The sequence below is a fragment of the Bacteroidota bacterium genome, from assembly GCA_016718825.1.
Classification (GTDB): domain Bacteria; phylum Bacteroidota; class Bacteroidia; order J057; family JADKCL01; genus JADKCL01.
The window spans coordinates 155,823-175,271 of sequence record JADKCL010000012.1; the positions used below are offsets into that span (position 1 = coordinate 155,823).

Annotated in this window: 15 protein-coding genes; all 15 read left to right on the forward strand. The window is 46.1% G+C overall.

What is annotated here, in order from left to right; genetic code table 11:
* Positions 1-98 precede the first annotated feature (98 nt).
* The 15 genes from IPN95_15630 to IPN95_15700 all read left to right on the forward strand — a co-directional run bounded on the left by IPN95_15630 (position 99) and on the right by IPN95_15700 (position 19,432).
* A complete protein-coding gene (locus tag IPN95_15630; protein MBK9450802.1) occupies positions 99-1,670 on the forward strand; it encodes a CotH kinase family protein in 1,572 nt (523 codons plus the stop codon).
* The gene (locus IPN95_15635) at positions 1,667-2,944 is read left to right on the forward strand and encodes a hypothetical protein (GenBank protein MBK9450803.1); all 1,278 of its coding nucleotides are present in this window, start codon (positions 1,667-1,669) and stop codon (positions 2,942-2,944) included. Before IPN95_15630 ends, IPN95_15635 begins: the two co-directional genes overlap by 4 nt.
* A gap of 145 nt (positions 2,945-3,089) precedes the next feature.
* The gene (locus IPN95_15640) at positions 3,090-3,341 is read left to right on the forward strand and encodes a PKD domain-containing protein (protein ID MBK9450804.1); all 252 of its coding nucleotides are present in this window, start codon (positions 3,090-3,092) and stop codon (positions 3,339-3,341) included.
* Positions 3,342-3,579: 238 nt separating this feature from the next.
* Complete coding sequence (locus IPN95_15645; protein MBK9450805.1) at positions 3,580-4,464, forward strand: T9SS type A sorting domain-containing protein; 885 nt, start codon at positions 3,580-3,582, stop codon at positions 4,462-4,464.
* 1 nt (position 4,465) lies between these two features.
* A complete protein-coding gene (locus IPN95_15650) occupies positions 4,466-5,962 on the forward strand; it encodes a multicopper oxidase family protein (protein ID MBK9450806.1) in 1,497 nt (498 codons plus the stop codon).
* Between the two features lie 11 nt (positions 5,963-5,973).
* Entirely contained in the window at positions 5,974-6,645 is a 672-nt protein-coding gene (locus tag IPN95_15655) for a hypothetical protein (protein ID MBK9450807.1), read from the forward strand.
* 137 nt (positions 6,646-6,782) lie between these two features.
* Positions 6,783-7,436 carry a class I SAM-dependent methyltransferase gene (locus tag IPN95_15660; protein ID MBK9450808.1) on the forward strand — a complete coding sequence of 218 codons (654 nt, stop codon included), beginning with the start codon at positions 6,783-6,785 and terminating at the stop codon, positions 7,434-7,436.
* Between the two features lie 314 nt (positions 7,437-7,750).
* Entirely contained in the window at positions 7,751-8,095 is a 345-nt protein-coding gene (locus IPN95_15665) for a heavy-metal-associated domain-containing protein (protein MBK9450809.1), read from the forward strand.
* A 984-nt stretch (positions 8,096-9,079) separates the two neighbouring features.
* Positions 9,080-9,949 carry a restriction endonuclease gene (locus tag IPN95_15670; protein MBK9450810.1) on the forward strand — a complete coding sequence of 290 codons (870 nt, stop codon included), beginning with the start codon at positions 9,080-9,082 and terminating at the stop codon, positions 9,947-9,949.
* A complete protein-coding gene (locus IPN95_15675) occupies positions 9,936-12,284 on the forward strand; it encodes an HAD-IC family P-type ATPase (GenBank protein ID MBK9450811.1) in 2,349 nt (782 codons plus the stop codon). Before IPN95_15670 ends, IPN95_15675 begins: the two co-directional genes overlap by 14 nt.
* 332 nt (positions 12,285-12,616) lie before the next feature.
* Entirely contained in the window at positions 12,617-13,885 is a 1,269-nt protein-coding gene (locus tag IPN95_15680; protein ID MBK9450812.1) for an efflux RND transporter permease subunit, read from the forward strand.
* On the forward strand, positions 13,882-15,777 hold the full coding sequence (locus IPN95_15685; GenBank protein ID MBK9450813.1) for an efflux RND transporter permease subunit: 1,896 nt from the start codon (positions 13,882-13,884) through the stop codon (positions 15,775-15,777). The genes IPN95_15680 and IPN95_15685 overlap by 4 nt, the downstream gene beginning before the upstream one ends.
* 58 nt (positions 15,778-15,835) lie before the next feature.
* Entirely contained in the window at positions 15,836-17,080 is a 1,245-nt protein-coding gene (locus tag IPN95_15690) for a TolC family protein (protein ID MBK9450814.1), read from the forward strand.
* A 128-nt stretch (positions 17,081-17,208) separates the two neighbouring features.
* Entirely contained in the window at positions 17,209-18,342 is a 1,134-nt protein-coding gene (locus IPN95_15695; GenBank protein ID MBK9450815.1) for an efflux RND transporter periplasmic adaptor subunit, read from the forward strand.
* Positions 18,335-19,432, forward strand: a complete 1,098-nt coding sequence (locus IPN95_15700) for an efflux RND transporter periplasmic adaptor subunit (protein ID MBK9450816.1) — start codon at positions 18,335-18,337, stop codon at positions 19,430-19,432. The genes IPN95_15695 and IPN95_15700 overlap by 8 nt, the downstream gene beginning before the upstream one ends.
* Positions 19,433-19,449 lie beyond the last annotated feature (17 nt).

A 19,449-nucleotide genomic window follows, 5' to 3' on the forward strand; every position in this document is an offset into this window, starting at 1 on the left:
GACCTTTACGTATGGCCTTTTTAAGTTAGATAATTATGACATGATTCCTTGATCAACGGCCAAACATACTAACTTGAAGCTCACTTAGTGATTCAACGATGAGAAAAGTTACGCTACTGCTCGCATTTGCCGCTTATACCTTATTTCCCACTTTTTTCTGCTTTGGGCAGACAACGGTTGGGGACAGTCTTTTTGACGACAACACAGTGCATTCCATTTACATGACCTTTCCGCAGGGCAACTATTGGAGTTTGCTGGTGAGCAACAAGGCCTACGATGATGCCAATGATTCCTCGACTTATATCCCGGCCGGCGTCGTCTTTGATGGGCAGTCGCTCGACTCAGTCGGCATACAGTTCAAGGGCAATTCTTCTTATTACAACTACCCTGGAAACAAGAAGCCTTTCACCCTTTCATTCAATGAATATGTCTCCGGCCAAAAGATGTATGGATTAAAAAGCCTTAACCTCAACAATTTGTACCAGGATCCCTCATTTATGCGGGAGAAGATGTTTCTGGATTTTTGTAATGCCCAAGGCATCCCTGCACCAAGGGCAAACTATGTGCGGCTTTATATCAACGGCGATTATTGGGGTCTCTATATCGCTGTGGAGCGGATCCAAAAGTCATTTTTGAAAGATCGGTTTGGAGACAACGAGGGCAACCTTTTCAAAGGTGACGGCCCAGGTGCATCTTGCGCCGACCTGCGCTACCACGGGACCATCAATTCTTATTACAACTGCTACACCCTCAAAACCAATGAAACCGCCAATGATTGGACTGATCTGATCAATCTCACTGCACAAATCAACAACATGAGTGCCAGCCAGTTTATGGATTCAGTTGAAGCAGTCCTCAATACCAATTCCTTCATCAGTGCTTGGGCCGCCTACAATATTTTTGTGGATTTTGATTCCTACCCCTACCGCTTCATCCACAACTATTATCTCTACCACGATACGGTCTCAGACAAATTTCAATGGATTGTTTGGGATGCGAGCACGGCCTTTGGGATGGATGTGCCGATGACGGTATCGCAGATAGAAAACATAAGTGTGCTGTATCTCTCACCTCCTGCGACTGCACGTCCATTGGCGGATAAGATGCTCAATGACAGCATCTACAAAGATACCTACCTCCAATACGTCTGCCGATTTGCAAACAATTATTTTCTGCCTGTGGTGCTAAATCCCAAGATCGACGATTTACGCAACCGCGTTCAAAGCTGGGTGTATGCAGATTCGCTCAAGATGTACTCCGATCAGAACTTTGACCAAAATATCAACAATACCATCACGATTGGCAATCTTGATTTCCCTGGCCTCAAGTCATTCATCGCCAACCGCAGCGCAAGCATCCTCGCCGAGCTTGGCACGCTGGGCTATACAAATTGCCCATTGGCAGTTGGTTTGGCCGATCAAGGTAAGGGAGGAAAATTGGGCATCATGGTTTCCCCCAACCCGTCAAGTGGCCAAGTGAGCATGCGGATTTCAGGCAAACAATTGGACGTGGTTGATCTCCAAGTTTTTGACATTCATGGGCGATTGGTTTTGCAGTCAAAGCTGGAAAACGAAATCTCCAATATTGAGCTCAAGCAGCCTGTGGGCGTCTATTTTGTACGTTTGCAGCAAGGGTCGGAGCTTGCAACACAAAAGATCATCATTCGATGAGTGAAAATGGCGATGCATTGCAGGCTGTAATTGGTAAGTACCGAGCCGATGCCGAGTCGGTTTACAATACTTGGTTTGTGAACAATGAAGACCGACTGAAGGCGTTTCGCTCAATCCGTCGGGGCGTGCAGCAAGTAATCATTGACATCAAGGAAAAAAAGTTCCCCAACGATTTCAAAGGCAGCTCGTTGGAGTTTGTCTTGTCGTGCATCGCGGAGCAAAAGCAGGTTTTTGTAGGCGTGGCCCATCCATTTTACTGGAAACCAAAGTTGCGCATCCCCGACATCTATGAAAATGAGAAAAACAAGCAGGCTTTTGGGCAGTTTTTGGAAAATTGCCTTCCTTACAACGCCAAGGAAGAAACGATTCTAAAGGAAATCATCAAGCTCGATCAGCTCAAGATCAAGGGCTTGGGGCCAGCGGTGGCGAGCATTTTGTATTTCTTGCACCCCACCATCATTCCTCCCTTCAATACGGCCATCATCAATGGGTTCAACGCTTTGTTCCATGACAACAAGAAACTCGGCTCGTGGACCGAGTATCTGAAACTGCGTGAAACCTTGATTGAAACCAATGAAAAATACAAGTCCACGCTCTCCAATGATCTCGGTGCTATTGCGGGACTGCTTTTTGAGGTCGGTGCGAAGAAAATGATCTTGACCGACGAGCGTTTTATCTCGCAAGACGACAAAACCAAGTATGAGGCGCAGGTTGCAAAACGCCACAAGGAAGTAACTACTGAGCAATTGGAAGAGGATCTGCATACGGAAATGCAGTACCATCTCTTGAAAATCGGGCATAGCCTGGGCTACGATGTCATTAGCGCCTCCAATGACCGCTCCAAATCCTATAAGGAAAGCAATTTTTCATTTTTGAGTCTGGCAAATTTCCCCGAGGTAGCTGTCGCCAAAGATGCCCTCAGCACGATTGCCCTGATCGACATCGTATGGTTTGAAAAAGGAACCAACCGACCGATCTGCGCCTTTGAGGTCGAGAAAAGCACCTCGATCTACTCAGGAATCTTGCGATTGACCGATCTTTCCTATTCATTTACTGAGAGTGAGCAGCACCTGTACATCGTGCTGCCCGACAAGCGGGAAAAGGAAGTTTTGGCGCAACTTTCCCGCCCCTCCATCAGAAGCAGCCAAACGACGATTCAGTATATCCTGTTTTCAGAGCTGCGGGCGCATTGCGATGCGCTTTGCAAATTTGGGGACAGCCACAACATTTTGAAAAAGATCGCGCGGTCAGTGGGTGTTGGTGACGAAATTTGATTTGGGAAAGGTCATAATTATGTAATAACACTATTCATGGATGTTGGCTATCTTTACTTACATTTAAAACACGGTGATAAAAATGAAAACTACAGTTAAATTCTTTGCCTTGGTCATTATGGCCTGTTTTGCGTTTACAAGTTGTATGAAAGCCCCTATGGCTTGTGCCGAAGTGCCTGCAACTGGTACCGTGGGGCAGTCCTTAAGCTTTAACTCTGCCTGTAGCATGAATGCTGAAATGTATGAGTGGAATTTTGGTGATGGCAGTGCGGTCAGCACTTCAGCATCACCTACGCATTCCTACACAACGGCGGGCACCTATAATGTGACTTTGATGGTGATGGACATGAAAGAGAAGAATATGGATGAAACCTCCAAGACTGTCACGATCAACTAATGCCGTGGTCTAGATTGTCGTATTCATTGGAAGGGATTTTCTTTTTGGGGTGCGACATTTTATCGGTGTAGGATCGGAGTTGCCATGCGTCTTATCCTTTTGTCAAGTTGCAATTTGAAACGGAAGGGTCGCTTTATTTAGCAAGGCTCAGTCCTAGGAGCAACAGCACAAATGCGATGATAGTAATTTAATCAAAGTATTCTGTGCATCAATTGAGAAAAAAATAAATCTAGATTGGATGAAAGGGTTGCTGCGAATATTCTTGTTCTTGATGCTATTTAGGACGTTTGCCTATGGTCAAATTCCCAATGGTAGTTTTGATGATTGGTCAAATGCGAATGGTTACCCGAATCCTTCCAATTGGGGGAATTTAAATGCCATAACTGCAAGCAACGGTATTTATGTATGTGAAGAGGGAATTCCGGGATTTGCTGGCATATCCTATTTGAGGCTAACAACAAAGGCCATGGCGGGTAGGGGGATAGTTCCTGGAGTTGCCGTAAGTGGGGAAATAGACACACTTACGTATTTGCCAAAGTCTGGCTTTCCATTCTCAGGCAGACCGCAGTATCTAGGCTATTATCTTCAATACATGCCCTATGATGGAAGTGATTCATGTAGTGTATCGGTACTTCTAAGCAAGTGGAATCCCATTCAATCACAAAGGGATACAGTTGCTTACGGTGCAAGCTACTTCAATTCCATGGCGCACGAATGGTTCAATAATTTGACCACCTTGTACTATTACAGTAGCGCAATTCCAGACAGCGCGATAATAACCATTTCGGCAAGTGCTTCCGTTCCCCAAAATGGAAGCTATATCATGATAGATGATTTGCGATTTGATGGGTTTGTAATCCCATCAGACAATGGACAAATGGGTGGTAATGATCTTTTAGTCTTTCCCAATCCTTCATCAAGTATTGTAAATATCCAATTTGCCAACAATGAAAAACTTCCCGATGAGATTCTTGTTTATGATCTAAGTGGAAAGCTAATCGTGCATGAGGTGGTGGTCGCTGACAATTACCTCTTAGATGTATCAAAATGGGGCAAAGGTTTGTATTTTCTACAATTGAGGGGCAACAGCAAGACAATCACAAGAAAAATTTTTAGGAACTAAAATGAAAAGAGGCGATTTCATAAAGTTGACGGGCATGGGAACCACTGCGATCTTTTTGGGTGGAGGACTATCGACGTTTTTGACTTCTTGTAAGAAAGAGGGCATGATGAATATGGGTGGCGGTGCCGTGTCTGTAATCGAAGGCGATTTTTCCACCTTGTTACCTATGCCCGCAGTAGTGACTGGGCAGGCAACATTGGCCGCACAAGCGACCGTGCATAATATTTTTAAAGGCAAGGTGTCCAAAGTCTTGGGGTATCAACCCAATTCTATTTTGGGCCCTTCCATCGTCGTCAATTCCGGGGACAGCGTCCATATCCTTTTTCAAAACAATTTAGCCGAACCCTCCAATATTCATTGGCATGGACTCGATATTCCGGCCAACATGGATGGGCATCCAAAGGATACGATTGACTCAGGTGGCTCCTTCAACTATCAGTTTGTGGTATCGCAACGGGCTGCAATGTACTGGTACCATCCGCATCCACATGAACTTACAGCCAAGCAAGCTTATCTTGGACTTGCAGGTGCATTCATCGTGCGAGACCTCGAAGAATCGTCGCTCAATCTCCCCTCCGGAGAATTTGAAGTTCCACTCATCATTCAGGATAAGCGTGTATTTCCTGATTATTCCTTGGACTATTCCCCACAGATGGGTGATGTGATGACCGGCTATTTGGGGCCATATGTTACCGTGAATGGCGTTTATGCCCCATCTAAAGAAGTAAAAACGAGAAATTATCGACTACGGGTTCTCAACGGTTCCAATGCCCGTATTTATGATTTGGCTCTGAGTAACGGCGCCGCCTTTGCAGTAATTGGTTCCGATGGAGGATTGCTTGCGTCACCATCTTCAGTTGATTCACTTTTGCTTGGTCCAGGCGAACGGGTCGATCTCATCGTTGACTTTTCCAGCTATCCGATTGGTACGGAATTATTCCTAATCAGCAACGCGTTTAGTGCTGGCACATCGCAAGGATTGGAGGAGTTCAAAATCCTCAAATTCATCGTGGACGAAAATGATACAGATACATTTTCCCTACCTGTATCCTTATCGGTAATTGATCCAATCCCAGAAAGCAGCGCCATAAAAACCCGCACTTTCAATATCTCAAATCCTGGAATGGGGGGAGGAGGACATTCAGGCATGTCCATGAAAGGGATGCACCGAATCAACAATAAAGTTTATGATGAAAATCGCGTAGATGAAACTGTACAGGCAGGAACGACTGAAATTTGGGTATTTGACAATTCCACTGGTGATGAGCCACACCCCATGCACATGCATGCCTTGCAATTTCAAGTGTTGGATCGTACCGGGGGCAGGAATGTGAAAATAGCCACCGAAAATGGTTGGAAGGATACGGCAATGGTATTGCCTGGTGAAAAAGTACGCGTGATTATGACTTTTGGCGCCCACACTGGAAAATACATGCTCCACTGCCATAATTTGGAACACGAAGACGATGGTATGATGTTGCAGGTGGAAGTCGTTTGACCCTTGACCCTATGAAGCAGATACTCATCATCCTCTTCTTCCTGTTTCTTGGTTTGAACCTCGGGGCGCAATCAAAGTTTAGTTTGGGCCCCATCTATTCAATTGGAGCTTCTACAATTTTGAGCAATCGACCAATGTCTGAAATCAATGGTGGGACTCCAATTGTAAGCAAGATGAGCTTGAAAATGAGCATGGGGGCAGGCTTACGTGCTGAATATTCCTTTTCAGAAAAGTGGGGTATTTTTCTCCAAACGGGATTTCAGCAGCATGGAACCCTATTCAAAGAATACATGGACGACTTCAAGCCCAGGTACCGTCTCAACTATTTGGGCGTTATTGGAGGGGTTGCCTTACGTACAAAAAAAATGTTCAGTAATCAGCAGTTCTTCCTCAATTTGGGCCTAACGCAGCAGACTTTACTTTCCGCAAATAGAGTATTTGATACAGGTAGTGAGCGTATCGCGAGTGACATCAAGAAAGTAGATTTCGGGATGTTTTTGGGTGTTGGTGACAATGTTCATTTACAAGGCAGCCTGCTCCAATTTCAATTGTTTGCAACAATTGGAGCGCGTCAACCTTTTTCAGGAAATCTGTCTGCCAATGGCATGAGTGGCCAAAACTTTTTGTCCGGGTTGCAGATTGCTTATCTCTTTGGAAGTTCGGAAAACATGAAAGCCAAATAGGTCTCTGGCAAATGAGAACTTTGAGTATCTTAGAAAAAAGCATGTATTCCATCTATGGTGCAGGGTATGATCAACGATATCCGCCGGAATGGAAAGTAATTTCGACCATTTGAAGAACATAGAATTCCGGAATAATTATGTCCTCAAAAGAAAATCATATTCCCGCCCTGCGCTATCATTGGCTCACGCGATACTACGACCGTTTGGTAGCGTTTACGATGCAAGACGAGAAGTTTAAGCGCAGTGTTTTGAAACATGCTGATATCCAACCGCATCAGAAGGTGCTTGACTTCGGTGTGGGCACTGCCACCCTTTCCATCCTTGCCAAACTAGAATTTCCAACACTTGGCATCACTGGCCTGGATGTCGATGAAAAGGTGCTGAAAATAGCAGCAAAAAATGTAGAAAAGGCAGGTGTCAAGCTCGATTTGCTTCGGTACGATGGCGTGGAGATTCCTTTTGCTGATGGCTCACTCGACACGATTATTTCAAGTCTTGTGTTTCATCATTTGCAGCCCGATCAGAAATCAAAGGCATTGTCAGAAATTTTTCGTGTTTTGAAGCTGGGGGGCACACTAGTGATTGCCGACTGGCACCGCCCATCCACCATTTTCCATGCGGCGGGATTCTTTTTCGTACGGGTACTCGATGGATTTTCCAATACCTACGATCATGCCAAGGGAAATTTACCTCAAATCATGGAAATGGCCGCATTCAAAGAAGTGGAATTGAAGGCAAAGTACAATTCCATCCTTGGAACCGTTGGTGTATTTAGTGCGAAGAAAAATTGACGTACTCCATCGACGGAAATAGTTGCATAATTATGATATTTATTCGCGGCAGCATTTCTTCGTGAACAACTTGACTAGGATCTTTTTCAGTAAAAAGAGCCACTTGGGTTCTGATTCCGAGGATTCAGCATGTATTTTTGCAACTTTCGTCGTTTTCATAGCCTTGTCAAAAAATTGAACCAAACGCTTCTTGCCTTACAAATATCAGGAAATAGGCGGACTTTGAATGGATGCACGCTAGAGTATATAGCTTTAGCTCGGATGAATCGATAAATTCACTACATTATTTACATCTATTACTTGATTTGATAAATATGAAAAAATCGTTGATGAATCGCCTATTGCTTTCAGTCCTGTTTGTAGTATGCACATTCGCACAAGTAGTTGCCGGAGGAGGCAAGCAGGCAACTTTTAAAGTTTCGGGAAACTGTGGCATGTGCGAGCGCAAGATTGAGGGTGCTGCGACATCGCTCAAGGGTGTGAAATCTGCCGCCTGGAGTCAGGAAACAAAGGCTTTGGTGGTGGTGTACAATGAAAAACTCGTGAAACTCGATGACATCAAGGCCAAAATAGCCGCCGCAGGCTACGATGCAGAGGGCAAAGTAGCCTCCCAAGAGGCCTACGACGGCCTGCCTGGCTGCTGCAAGTATGATCGGTGAGTCTGTTTTGTTTTTTGATTGACGCTCATCGCGGCTGGTCGCTGTTTTCTATTTTTGCAAAGTCAATTGGACATTGCAAAATGGAATACAGCGACCTCGCGTTTTTCAGATACACTTGTCAAATGCCTAACGCGATGATGATCGCAATCCGCACATTTGAAGGGAAGGAAATTCTTGACAACCCAAATGAGAGTTATGCAAAATTTAGCAGGTAGTGTGTAAGCTCATTTGATTGATTCATGGCTACCATTGTACAATGGGCGACAGTACTACTGAAGACTGGGCAACAGCGGCACTGAAGGTAATTTTTTGATTAATTTTTATGAATCATACTACTGTAAACAGTTGTACAGCAGCCTGCTTGGCTTGCTTGATCGAATGCGAAAGCTGTATCACCCACTGCATCGCTCTGAACGATGCGACCCACCAAAAATGCATCGCACTTTGTCGCGACTGCGCAGACTTGTGCGCCCTGTGTGCGAGGTTTGAGGCAAGAGGATCGGCCTACTGCGGCGCAGTTTGCAAGCTCTGCGCTGAAATCTGCAATGCCTGCGCGGCAGAATGCGAAAAGCTTTCAACGCATGAATGTTGCCAGAAGTGTGCGGCAGCATGCAGGGATTGCGCGACTGCTTGTGCTGCATGATGTTTTGCCTTTAATGTCTCCATTGGGTATGCTTCAAATAGCATGCCCGATGGGTGAATTTCAACAGGGCAATAGACAACCTATCACCACACGCAGGGAAATCTCTTATATAATTTTGATATTCTTGACGGATTGTACGCCACCTTAGCAGAACCGTACGATGAAAAAATGATCTTTGTCATGCAATCCGACGATCTTGATCAATCTCATTTCCTGTAAGAACTCGAAAATTTGCACTGTCGTTCAATCTCAAAATATTGATAGTGAATCGTTTGGAACAGGTAAGAGCGAAAATCTGTGCGTACTATTAAGATCACCTACTTTTTACTCAGATATCGGCGATGAAGAAGAATCCAGGAAATGTATGGATCACAAAAGCATCAGGAGAAAAGTCTGATTTCTCTGATCAAAAACTACGCGCGTCTTTGTACCACGCAGGTGCCTCTGAAGATCAGGTGAATGGAATCATTGATGAAATCTACAGCAAGTTGTACGCTGGCATTACCACCAAGAATATCTACAAGATGGCATTTGAGCTGCTGAAAGACACCTCTCCGCACCTTGCTGCACGGTACCATTTGAAACGTGCGATCATGGAACTTGGACCATCGGGTTTTCCATTCGAGCGGTTTGTTGCCGAGATACTAAAGTGTCAGGGATTTTCAGTAGATGTGGGCGTGACGGTACACGGTGGCTGCGTAAAACATGAAATCGATGTGATCGCCTTGAAAGACCACCAACACTTTATGGTCGAGTGCAAATATCACAACAGCCAAGGAGTGGTTTGCGACGTTAAAATCCCCTTGTACATCCAATCGCGGTTTAAGGATGTGGAATCACAATGGGTAAAGCTGCAAGGGCACGCCAACAAATTTCATCAAGGATGGGTGGTCACCAACACCAAATTTAGTGGGGACGCGATTCAATATGGGATATGCGCAGGGCTAAATTTGGTGGGTTGGAATTATCCAGTAGGCGCGAGCCTGAAGGATCAGATCGATTCACTCGGTCTGCACCCCGTCACGAGCCTCACCTCGCTCACCGCTGAGGAAAAAAGAAAGCTATTGGATCACAATGTTGTGCTCTGTAGAGAAATTTGCCAAAACGAGCACCATTTGGACCGTCTCGGAATAGCCCCTGCAAGAAAAAAAGTGATCTTGGAAGAGGCCCACTTATTGTGCCAAAAGCTGATTCACGATGGAAAACACTAAGCAAAACACCAATTTCCATGCGATGGAAGCAGAGGCTGTGGCTGTGATGCTGAAATCGGATTTGGAGAAAGGACTCACATCAAAAGAAGTCGAAGTGAGGGGCAAGCAGTATGGCTTGAACAATATTGAAAATGCAAAACAACGAAGTGCCTTTCTGATTTTCCTCGCCCAATTTAAAAGCCCCATCGTGTATCTGCTCGTGGTCGCTGCCGGACTCTCCTTTTATTTTAAGGAATGGTTGGATGGTGGTGCAATCTTGGTCGTCATACTCATCAACTCCGCAATTGGTTTTTACATGGAGTACCAGGCAGGGCGATCCATGAATGCACTCAAAAAACTCACGGTATTCCCCGCAAAAGTGATGCGCGACGGGAAGCTCGGGGAAATCGATTCAGCGGAAATCGTGCCAGGCGATATTGTATTTCTGGATGCAGGCGACATGGTACCCGCTGATGGTCGCATATTCAAAAGCAACCAACTGCTCGTGAATGAATCCGCCCTCACAGGAGAATCAATTCCAAGTGACAAGGATGAAAGTATTGCACCAGCAGATGCATCTCTTGCCGACCGCAAAAATATGCTCTACAAGGGAACATTTAATGTAAAAGGAAATGCTTGGATGGTCGTGACAGCTACGTCGATGACCACCGAATTGGGGAAAATCGCAAGCATGGTGCATTCAGCAGACCAAGCCGTGACGCCCTTGGAAAAGAAGCTCCAAAGTTTCAGCAAGATTCTCATTCTTGTCACCGTTGGTTTGCTGGTATTAATATTCGTGGCAGGCTTGATCAATGGCAAAAATCCACTGGAAATGCTTCAAACCGCAATTGCATTGGCTGTAGCAGCGATACCCGAGGGCCTACCGATCGTTGCTACGATGGCATTGGCACAGGGAATGATGAAAATGGCGAAGCACAAGGTGATTGTGAAAAAACTCTCCGCTGTGGAAACGCTTGGAGGAACCAACGTGATTTGCACAGACAAAACAGGTACACTCACACAAAACAAAATCGAAGTCGCGGGCATATTTACCTCGGTGGAAGTTGCTGATTCCGCTGACAAGAAGAATGCTGAATTGATCCCAAAAGCCGCGATCCTTTGCAGCACGGCTGACCTTGTAATGAAGAATGGAAAATCTACTGAAATCGGCGATCCATTGGAGACTGGATTGTTGCATTTTGCAGTGAAAGAAGGGGTAGACATTGCGCAAGTGCGAAAAGACCATCCCAAACTAAAAGAGGAGCCTTTTTCTTCAGAAACAAAGGTCATGGCCACCTTGCATCCATCGGGAAATCAATTTGTGGTATTTGCAAAAGGAGCGACCGAAGAAATCTTGAAGTTATGTGACCGCATCTTGGAACCGACAGGTGAAAAGAATATGGACGAAGGCACCCATAAACACTGGTTGCAGGAATCCGAGAAACTTTCTGCCTCGGGTTTGCGCGTGATAGCGGTTGCCTACAAAGAGGCCGCAACAGCAGAAACCAAGCTTACAGCTGAGTTGGTATTCATAGGTTTAATTGGCTTAAACGATCCGCCGAGGCCTGAAGTAAATGCCGCAATTCGCGAATGCCATTTGGCTGGCATCACCGTGATCATGATCACGGGAGACCACCCCGCAGCCGCAAAAAACATTGCCCTACAGTTGGAAATCGTCGATGCCGATTCTGCCGAAGTGATCACTGGAACAGAAATGCATGATCTAGAAGGTCTCACCAACAAGGAAAAGACCCGATGGGCAAATACACGCATATTTGCCCGCGTGAGCCCTAAGCAAAAACTCGACCTCGTGACCTTGCTACAAGCGCAAGGAAACGTGGTGGGCATGACGGGTGATGGGGTAAACGATGCGCCTGCCCTCAAAAAGGCAGACATTGGAATCGCCATGGGCAAAGCTGGCACACAAGTCGCCCAAGATGTTGCAGACATGGTACTCAAAGACGATTCCTTCACATCCATCGTCAAAGCCATACGTCAAGGGAGGGTCATCGCCGAAAACATCAAAAAGTTCATCATTTACCTCCTTTCATGCAACCTCAGTGAGTTGGTCGTCGGTTACGGCCACTGCGGTCTTAAATCTCCATTTTCAGTTGTTCCCCATCCAAATACTGTTCATCAATCTGATCACCGACGTATTGCCCGCCCTTGCGCTAGGGGTGACAAGGGGCAATCCCGACATCATGAAAAGGAATCCTATTCGTGCCGAGGATCCGATCATCAATTCCAAGCGATGGCTGTCTATCGGCTTTTATGCATTGATCATTTCCGCCGCAAGCCTAGGTGCCGTCTTCCTGAGTCATATTTTGCTTCACAGCTCCGAGTCATGGAACCCTGAACTCTGCAACAATATCCTTTTCTTCACCCTCATCTTTTCCCAATTGTTCCATGTTTTTAATATGGGGCAGTCGGGCACAAATTTCTTTAAGTCAGAAGTGTTTGGGAACAAATATGTATGGGCTGCCATCGCATGTTGCCTTTTGATTCTTCTGGGTGTCTATCTCATCGTACCGCTTCGAAACGTGCTATCCATCTTTCCAATGTCGCTCTACGATTTGATGATTTCACTTGGCTTAGCGTCTGTAGGAACCCTCATCATCCAACTTGCTAAAACACTTAAAATCGTAGGGCAATGATCAACTTGGGCACAATAATTTCAAGCAGAAGCAGATGATTAAATACCTCATCACATGGGCGCTCAAAAGCCGCGTCATCGTGCTCATCATCGCAGCAGGAATCACTTTGTATGGCATTTATGCTGTGCAAAATACGCCTGTGGATGCCATTCCCGACCTCTCAGAAAATCAGGTCATCATATTCACCGAGTGGATGGGGCGCAATCCTCAAATCATCGAGGACCAGATCACCTATCCCTTGGTGAGCAACCTCCAAGGGATCCCCAAAGTGAGGGCCATACGTGCAAGTAGCATGTTTGGGATGAGTTTCGTTTTTGTACTCTTTGAAGACGATGCCGAAATTTATTGGGCGCGTACCCGCGTGTTGGAGCGCCTGAATTATGCGCAAAGGCTACTGCCAGAGGGTGTGACGCCCACGCTCGGCCCCGATGGCACGGGCCTGGGACATGTGTTTTGGTACACCCTCGATGCACCTGGGTATGACCTCGGCGAATTGCGCGCACTGCAAGATTGGTATGTGCGCTTTGCGCTGCAAAAGGTGCAAGGCGTGAGCGAAGTTGCATCCTTTGGTGGATTTCAAAAACAATACCAAGTGGTGGTGGATCCCCAAAAACTGCGCTATTACAATATCCCCTTGATGGATGTGGCCAACAAAATCAAGGCCAACAACAACGATGTGGGTGGAAGAAAATTTGAGCAATCCGACATGGGCTACATCATCAGAGGCTTGGGTTATATCAAGGACATCAAGGAAATTGAAAACATTCCGCTCAAGACCATCAATTCACTCCCAATCCGCATCAAAGACGTGGGCAGGGTGCAAATGGGTGGGGAATTGCGATTGGGGATCGTGGACGAAAACGGTTTGGGCGAAAAAGTGGGCGGCATCGTGATCATGCGTTACGGCGAAAATGCCAAGGATGTCATAGACCGCGTGAAGGAGGCGCTCCCTGATGTGGAAAGGGGACTCCCTGAAGGCGTGAAATTCAAAATTGCCTATGACCGTTCCGATTTGATAGAGGCTACATTGGCCACACTTTCAGAATCACTGATCGAGGAAATCATCGTTGTGGCCATCGTGCTGTTTATCTTTTTGCTGCATGTAAGAAGTTCCCTCATCGTGGTGATTACGATTCCTATCTCCGTGCTCATTGCTTTTATTTTGATGAGCTGGTTTGGGATCACCTCCAATATTATGTCGCTCGCTGGGGTCGCCCTTGCAGTGGGTGACTTGGTGGATGCAGGAATTGTAATGGTTGAAAATGCAATGAAATCCATCAGCGAGGAGGCGGAATCTGTATGACCAACGAAGAAAGAGAAAAGCGGATTGCAGATTCTTCCAAGCTCATTGGCAAGGCAGTGTTCAATTCCATTTTGGTGACATTGGTGTCGTTCAGCCCGATCTTGTTTCTCACTGGGCAGGAACATAAACTTTTTGCGCCATTGGTGCTCACCAAAAGCTTTGCAATGATCGGATCGGCTTTTGTTGCAATATTATTGGTGCCTGTCTTAATGTCTATTCTTCTCAAGGGAAAAGTCAGGCCCGAGAGCAAACACCCTGTTTCCAGGTTTTTTCTTTGGCTTTACAAGCCTGTCATCCTACTTTGCTTGCGCTGGAAAAAAATCACGATCCTACTTAGTATTCTCCTCGTCGGTGGCAGTGTTCCGTTGGTACTCAATCTCGGTACTGAGTTTATGCCACCCCTAGACGAAGGTTCGATTTTGTTTATGCCCGTCACGATGCCCGATATTTCCAATTCCGAAATCAAGCGCATCTTGCAGGTGCAAGACAAACTGCTCATGACCGTCCCCGAAGTACAAAACGTGCTCGGCAAGGCAGGTCGTGCCAACACAGCGACCGACAATGCCCCCGTAAGCATGATAGAAACCATCGTGCTGCTCAAACCGAGCGCTGAGTGGCGAAAAGGGTTGACCAAGGATTCCATCATCGCGGAATTGAATGCAAAAATCCAGATTCCAGGTGTGATCAACGGATGGACGCAACCCATCATCAACCGGATCAATATGCTTTCGACTGGCATTCGGACAGATGTAGGTGTAAAAATCTACGGTCAAAACCTCGATACAATCAATGTGCTCGCGCAACAATTCCGAAAAGAATTGGAGGGTCTCGAAGGTGTAGCAGATTTGTATGTAGAGCCCATCACGGGCGGAAAATACATTGACATCAAAATCAAAAAAGAAGAAATAGGACGGTATGGCCTCACAGTGGACGAAGTGAACATGTTCATTGAGACGGCATTGGGAGGAATGAATGCGACCACCACCATCGAGGGCCGCCAACGGTTCACCGTCAATGTCAGGTTTGCGCAAGATTATCGCGACAAGCTCATCAAAATCAAGAACTTGCAACTCCAAACCATGGATTTTGGCCCTGTACCACTTTCTGCCGTTGCAGATATTGCAATTACAGAAGGGCCTCCTATGATCAACTCTGAAAATGCCATGTTGCGCGGCACGTTGCTGTTCAACGTGAGAGGCCGCGATATGGGCAGCACTGTGTCAGATGCCAAAAAGCGTTTGGAAAATGCTGTGACCAAGCTTCCCAAGGGCTATTATTTGGAGTGGAGCGGCCAATATGAGAACCAGGTGAGGGCACAAAAACGGTTGATGATGATCATCCCTATGGTGCTCGTGATCATTATCGCAATCCTTTATTTTACATTTCATAGCTTCAGGGAAGTGCTGATTGTGCTTTCCGCTGTACCCGTCGCGCTCGTTGGTGGAGCCTATTCCATGTATTTTTTCGAGGTCAATTTCTCCGTTGCAGTCGCAGTGGGTTTTATCGCATTGTTTGGAGTGGCTGTGGAAACGGGTGTGCTCATGCTCGTTTACCTCAACAATTCACTCTTCATCAAAACCAGCAAACTCAAATCTGAAGGCAAGGCGACCACTAACAAAGACATCGAGGAAGCCATTTATGACGGTGCTGCGCTGCGTTTAAGGCCCAAGTTGATGACGGTATTGGTGGATATCATTGGACTCATGCCCGTCCTTCTCGCAACTGGGACAGGGAGCGATGTGATGAAGCCGATCACGATACCCTTCGTATTTGGGTTGATCACTTCGACGCTGTTTGTATTGATTGTCTTGCCTGTCTTGTATGCAATGGTAAGGGAACGCGAGTTGAAAAAACACGGGAAGATCGTGGTGCAGGAATTTGAAAATGATTGATGATGAAGAATTGAGAATGAAGAATCGAAGGCTAATGTATCGCAGGTTGATTTTGGGAATGATTTGTTTCCTGGTTTTTTCATTGTTTTTGGGTCGGGTGCGGGCACAGGCTTGGTCACTTGACAGTATTTTTTATACAATTGAGACCCAGAATCCAGAGCTGAAAAGGTACGATGCAGTGGTCAAGGCGATGGATGCTTATGCCGAAGGTGCCAAGGCCCTTGATCCGCCGCAGGTGGGTGGCGGGTTTTGGATGACACCCTACAATCCCATGATGTGGAAGCCAGAGGGCAATACAGGATTCCTTGGCATGGGCGCATTCATGATTTCTGCCGAACAAATGATCATGAACCCTGCAAAGCTCAACGCCAATGCCACCTATATGCAAAGCATGTCTGCGGTAGATGCAGAAATGCAAAAGGTGATGCGCAATGAACTTTTTGCTATGGCCAAAATGAGCTACTACGAATGGATGGTCATGAAACGCAAGTTGAAAGTATTGATAGACAGCGAAAACCTACTTTCCTATATGATCCAATCCACCGAACTCCGCTATACGTATGGCATGGACAAATTGAACGCATTTTACAAGGCAAAGGCCATGTTGGGCGACATCCAAAACATGAAAATCATGGCTACGCAGGAGGCCAATCAGAAAAGGATTGAATTGAATACCCTCATGAACCGTGAGAAAGAATTCGTTTTTGACATTGATACCGTGCTTTTAATTCCATCTTATGAAAACGAAAGCTTCGATTCCACAGCGATAGAAGCCAATCGAAGTGATTTTCAAGTCTTGGAAAAGTCGCGGCTTATGTTGCAAGCCCAGCAACGATTTGAGCAATCCAAGGCACTGCCTGATTTTGGGATCAAGTACGATCACATGTTTGCATTTGGTGCGCAGCCGCAACAATTCAGCCTCATGGCGATGGTCACCATCCCGATTGTGCCTTGGTCCTCCAAAATGTACAAAGCCAATGTGAATGGATTGCACTTTGAATTGGATGCCCTCAGAATTCAGCAGCAAGGATTGCTCAACCAAATTGCTGGCCAAGCCGAATCCCTCCAAAGTCAATTGAAAAGCAAAAAACAACAATTGGATTTGACGGAAAAGGCGATCCTACCGGCCATGAAAAGGAATTACGACATTGCCATGCACGCTTATGAGCAAAACACTGAGGAGCTTTTTATGGTGTTGGATGCATGGCAAAACCTCAAGATGGTGCAACTGAACTACCTGGATCAACTCATGGAATTGCTTTCATTGCAGGTAGAATTTGAAAAACAATTGGAGATCAGATGATGAAAGTGCAAGTTCAGTTCCTCGCATTGTTATTGGCCATTGTCGTAGGAATGGGTTTCATTGCTTGTGGAAACAATGGCCAAGAAATAGAAACTGGAGCAGGGCATAAAAGAATATATTCTTGCCCCATGCATCCGCAAATCATGCGGGACAAGCCTGGATTGTGTCCAATTTGCGGTATGACACTCGCGGAAAAGTCCGAACATGGCGGCAGTCACAATGTCGATGGTTTGCCACTCCTGATCAAGCCGACCAATGCGTTCGTCCTCAGCACAGTAAAAACCACGCATCCAAAGCAAATGGACATGCCCATGAAACTCCATACTACAGGCACTGTGGGCTATGACCTCAAGCAAACCAATACTGTTGCAGCTAGAGTGACAGGAAGGATCGACAAGCTTTATATTCGATACCGCTATCAGCCTATAGCAAAGGGTCAAAAACTCGCGGATATCTACAGCAAAGAATTGCTCACAGAGCAGGAAAATTTCATCTACCTGCTTGAAAATGACCCCGAAAACAGATCGATTGTTGCAGCAGCAGAAAAGCGACTCCTTTTGCAGGGACTTGCACACGATCAAGTCGAATCGCTCAAAAAATCCCGTAAGCCGCTTTTGAACATCCCCATCTACAGTCCCTATTCGGGCCATTTGCACGAACTTGCTAACGGTGCGCAATCATCATCGGAAAACATGACTTCCATGAATGCTGCTGAGCCACAAGCACTCACAGTAAGAGAGGGCATGTATTTTGAGAAAGGGCAAACCATCTTCAATATTTACGACACGCAAAAGGTCTGGGTGCTTCTGAATATTTATCCCGCCGATGCTGGAAAAATCAGCGTGGGGCAAAGAATAGCTTTGGAATTTGATGGCATAAAAGCGCCTCCTGTGGAAGTGAATATTGATTTCATTGAACCCGTGTTGCGGGAGGGAAATTCCACCATCACAGCAAGGGTTTACCTAGACAATCCTGGCCGACAAATCAAGATTGGCACGCTCGTGAGGGCAACGATTGAGGCAAGCATAGAGCAAGGACTATTTGTTCCATCCACTGCCTTGATCAACCTTGGCGTTCAAGATGTCGTGATGGTCAAAGAAAACGCAATCTTCAAGGCCAAACGCGTGCAAAGGGGTATTGAAACAGACGGTTGGATAAAAATCCTTGTCGGGCTCACGGAGGCCGATGAAATTGCAGAGAATGCGCAGCTCCTCATGGACAGCGAAAGTTTTATCAAATTGGAGGGAGGGAAAAATGAATAGGCGAATATTATGGGTAGGATTGATTCTCCTCATCGCTTCCTGTAAAGGCAAGCAACAGCCACCCAATGTGGATGAAATGGTGATGCCCTCCGATGTACTCCACCTCAGTGACTTGCAGGTGCAGTTGGGCAATATTGTGACCGACACGGCACGCATACAAGAATTGGGGGAAGAATTTCAGCTTACGGGAACCGTAACCGTCAATCAAAACTCAATGGTTACGATCAGCTCCAGGGTGATGGGCCGCATAGAAAGGCTCTTTTTTAAAAACGAAGGAGAAACCATTCGCAAGGGACAACCTATTTACAGGATTTACAGCGAAGACCTCACGCTCGCCGCAAAGGAACTTGCCATGACCATTCAAAAAAGGAATTCATTTGGCGCAAACAATTCCGACCTAGACAAGATCATCGCGAGTGGGGAAAGTAAATTGGCACTTTATGGATTGACATCAGCGCAAATCACAACCATCGAAACTTCAGGAGAGGTCCCCGATGTTTTTGACATTCTCAGCCCAACAGCAGGCGTTTTGACAGCCATTGCAATAAAAGAGGGGGAATACGTGATGGAAGGCGGAAAAATATTCGAGCTTGCCGACCTTTCCTCCCTCTGGATTGAAGCCCAGGTATATACAGACGACCTCTCCGAAATCCAGGAAACTATGACGGCAAGCCTCACATTTCCAGAAATGCCAGCCTTGCGAACCCAAGGCAAAATTGTATTTGTCAATCCAGAACTGAATCGCTCTTCCAAAATAAATCTTGTGCGCATTGAATTTGACAACCGCAAAGGCGAATTGAAGCCTGGAATGCTGGCCAACATCATTGTGCTGAAAAACAAGATATTTACGCTGGCCTTACCCACAGATGCCATCATTCTAGACGCAAAAGGGGCAGCCGTGTGGATGAAAATTGGCCCAAATCAATTCAAGAATGCAATGGTGGAAACTGGATTAGAAACAGACGCATTCACTGCGATCAAAAGCGGCATCCAAAAAGGCGACGAGATTGCCATCTCTGGAGCCTACCTGCTCACAAGTGAATTCACTTTCAAAAACGGAACGAATGCGATGGGCGGGCATGGTCACTGATTATTCTCAGCTAAGAA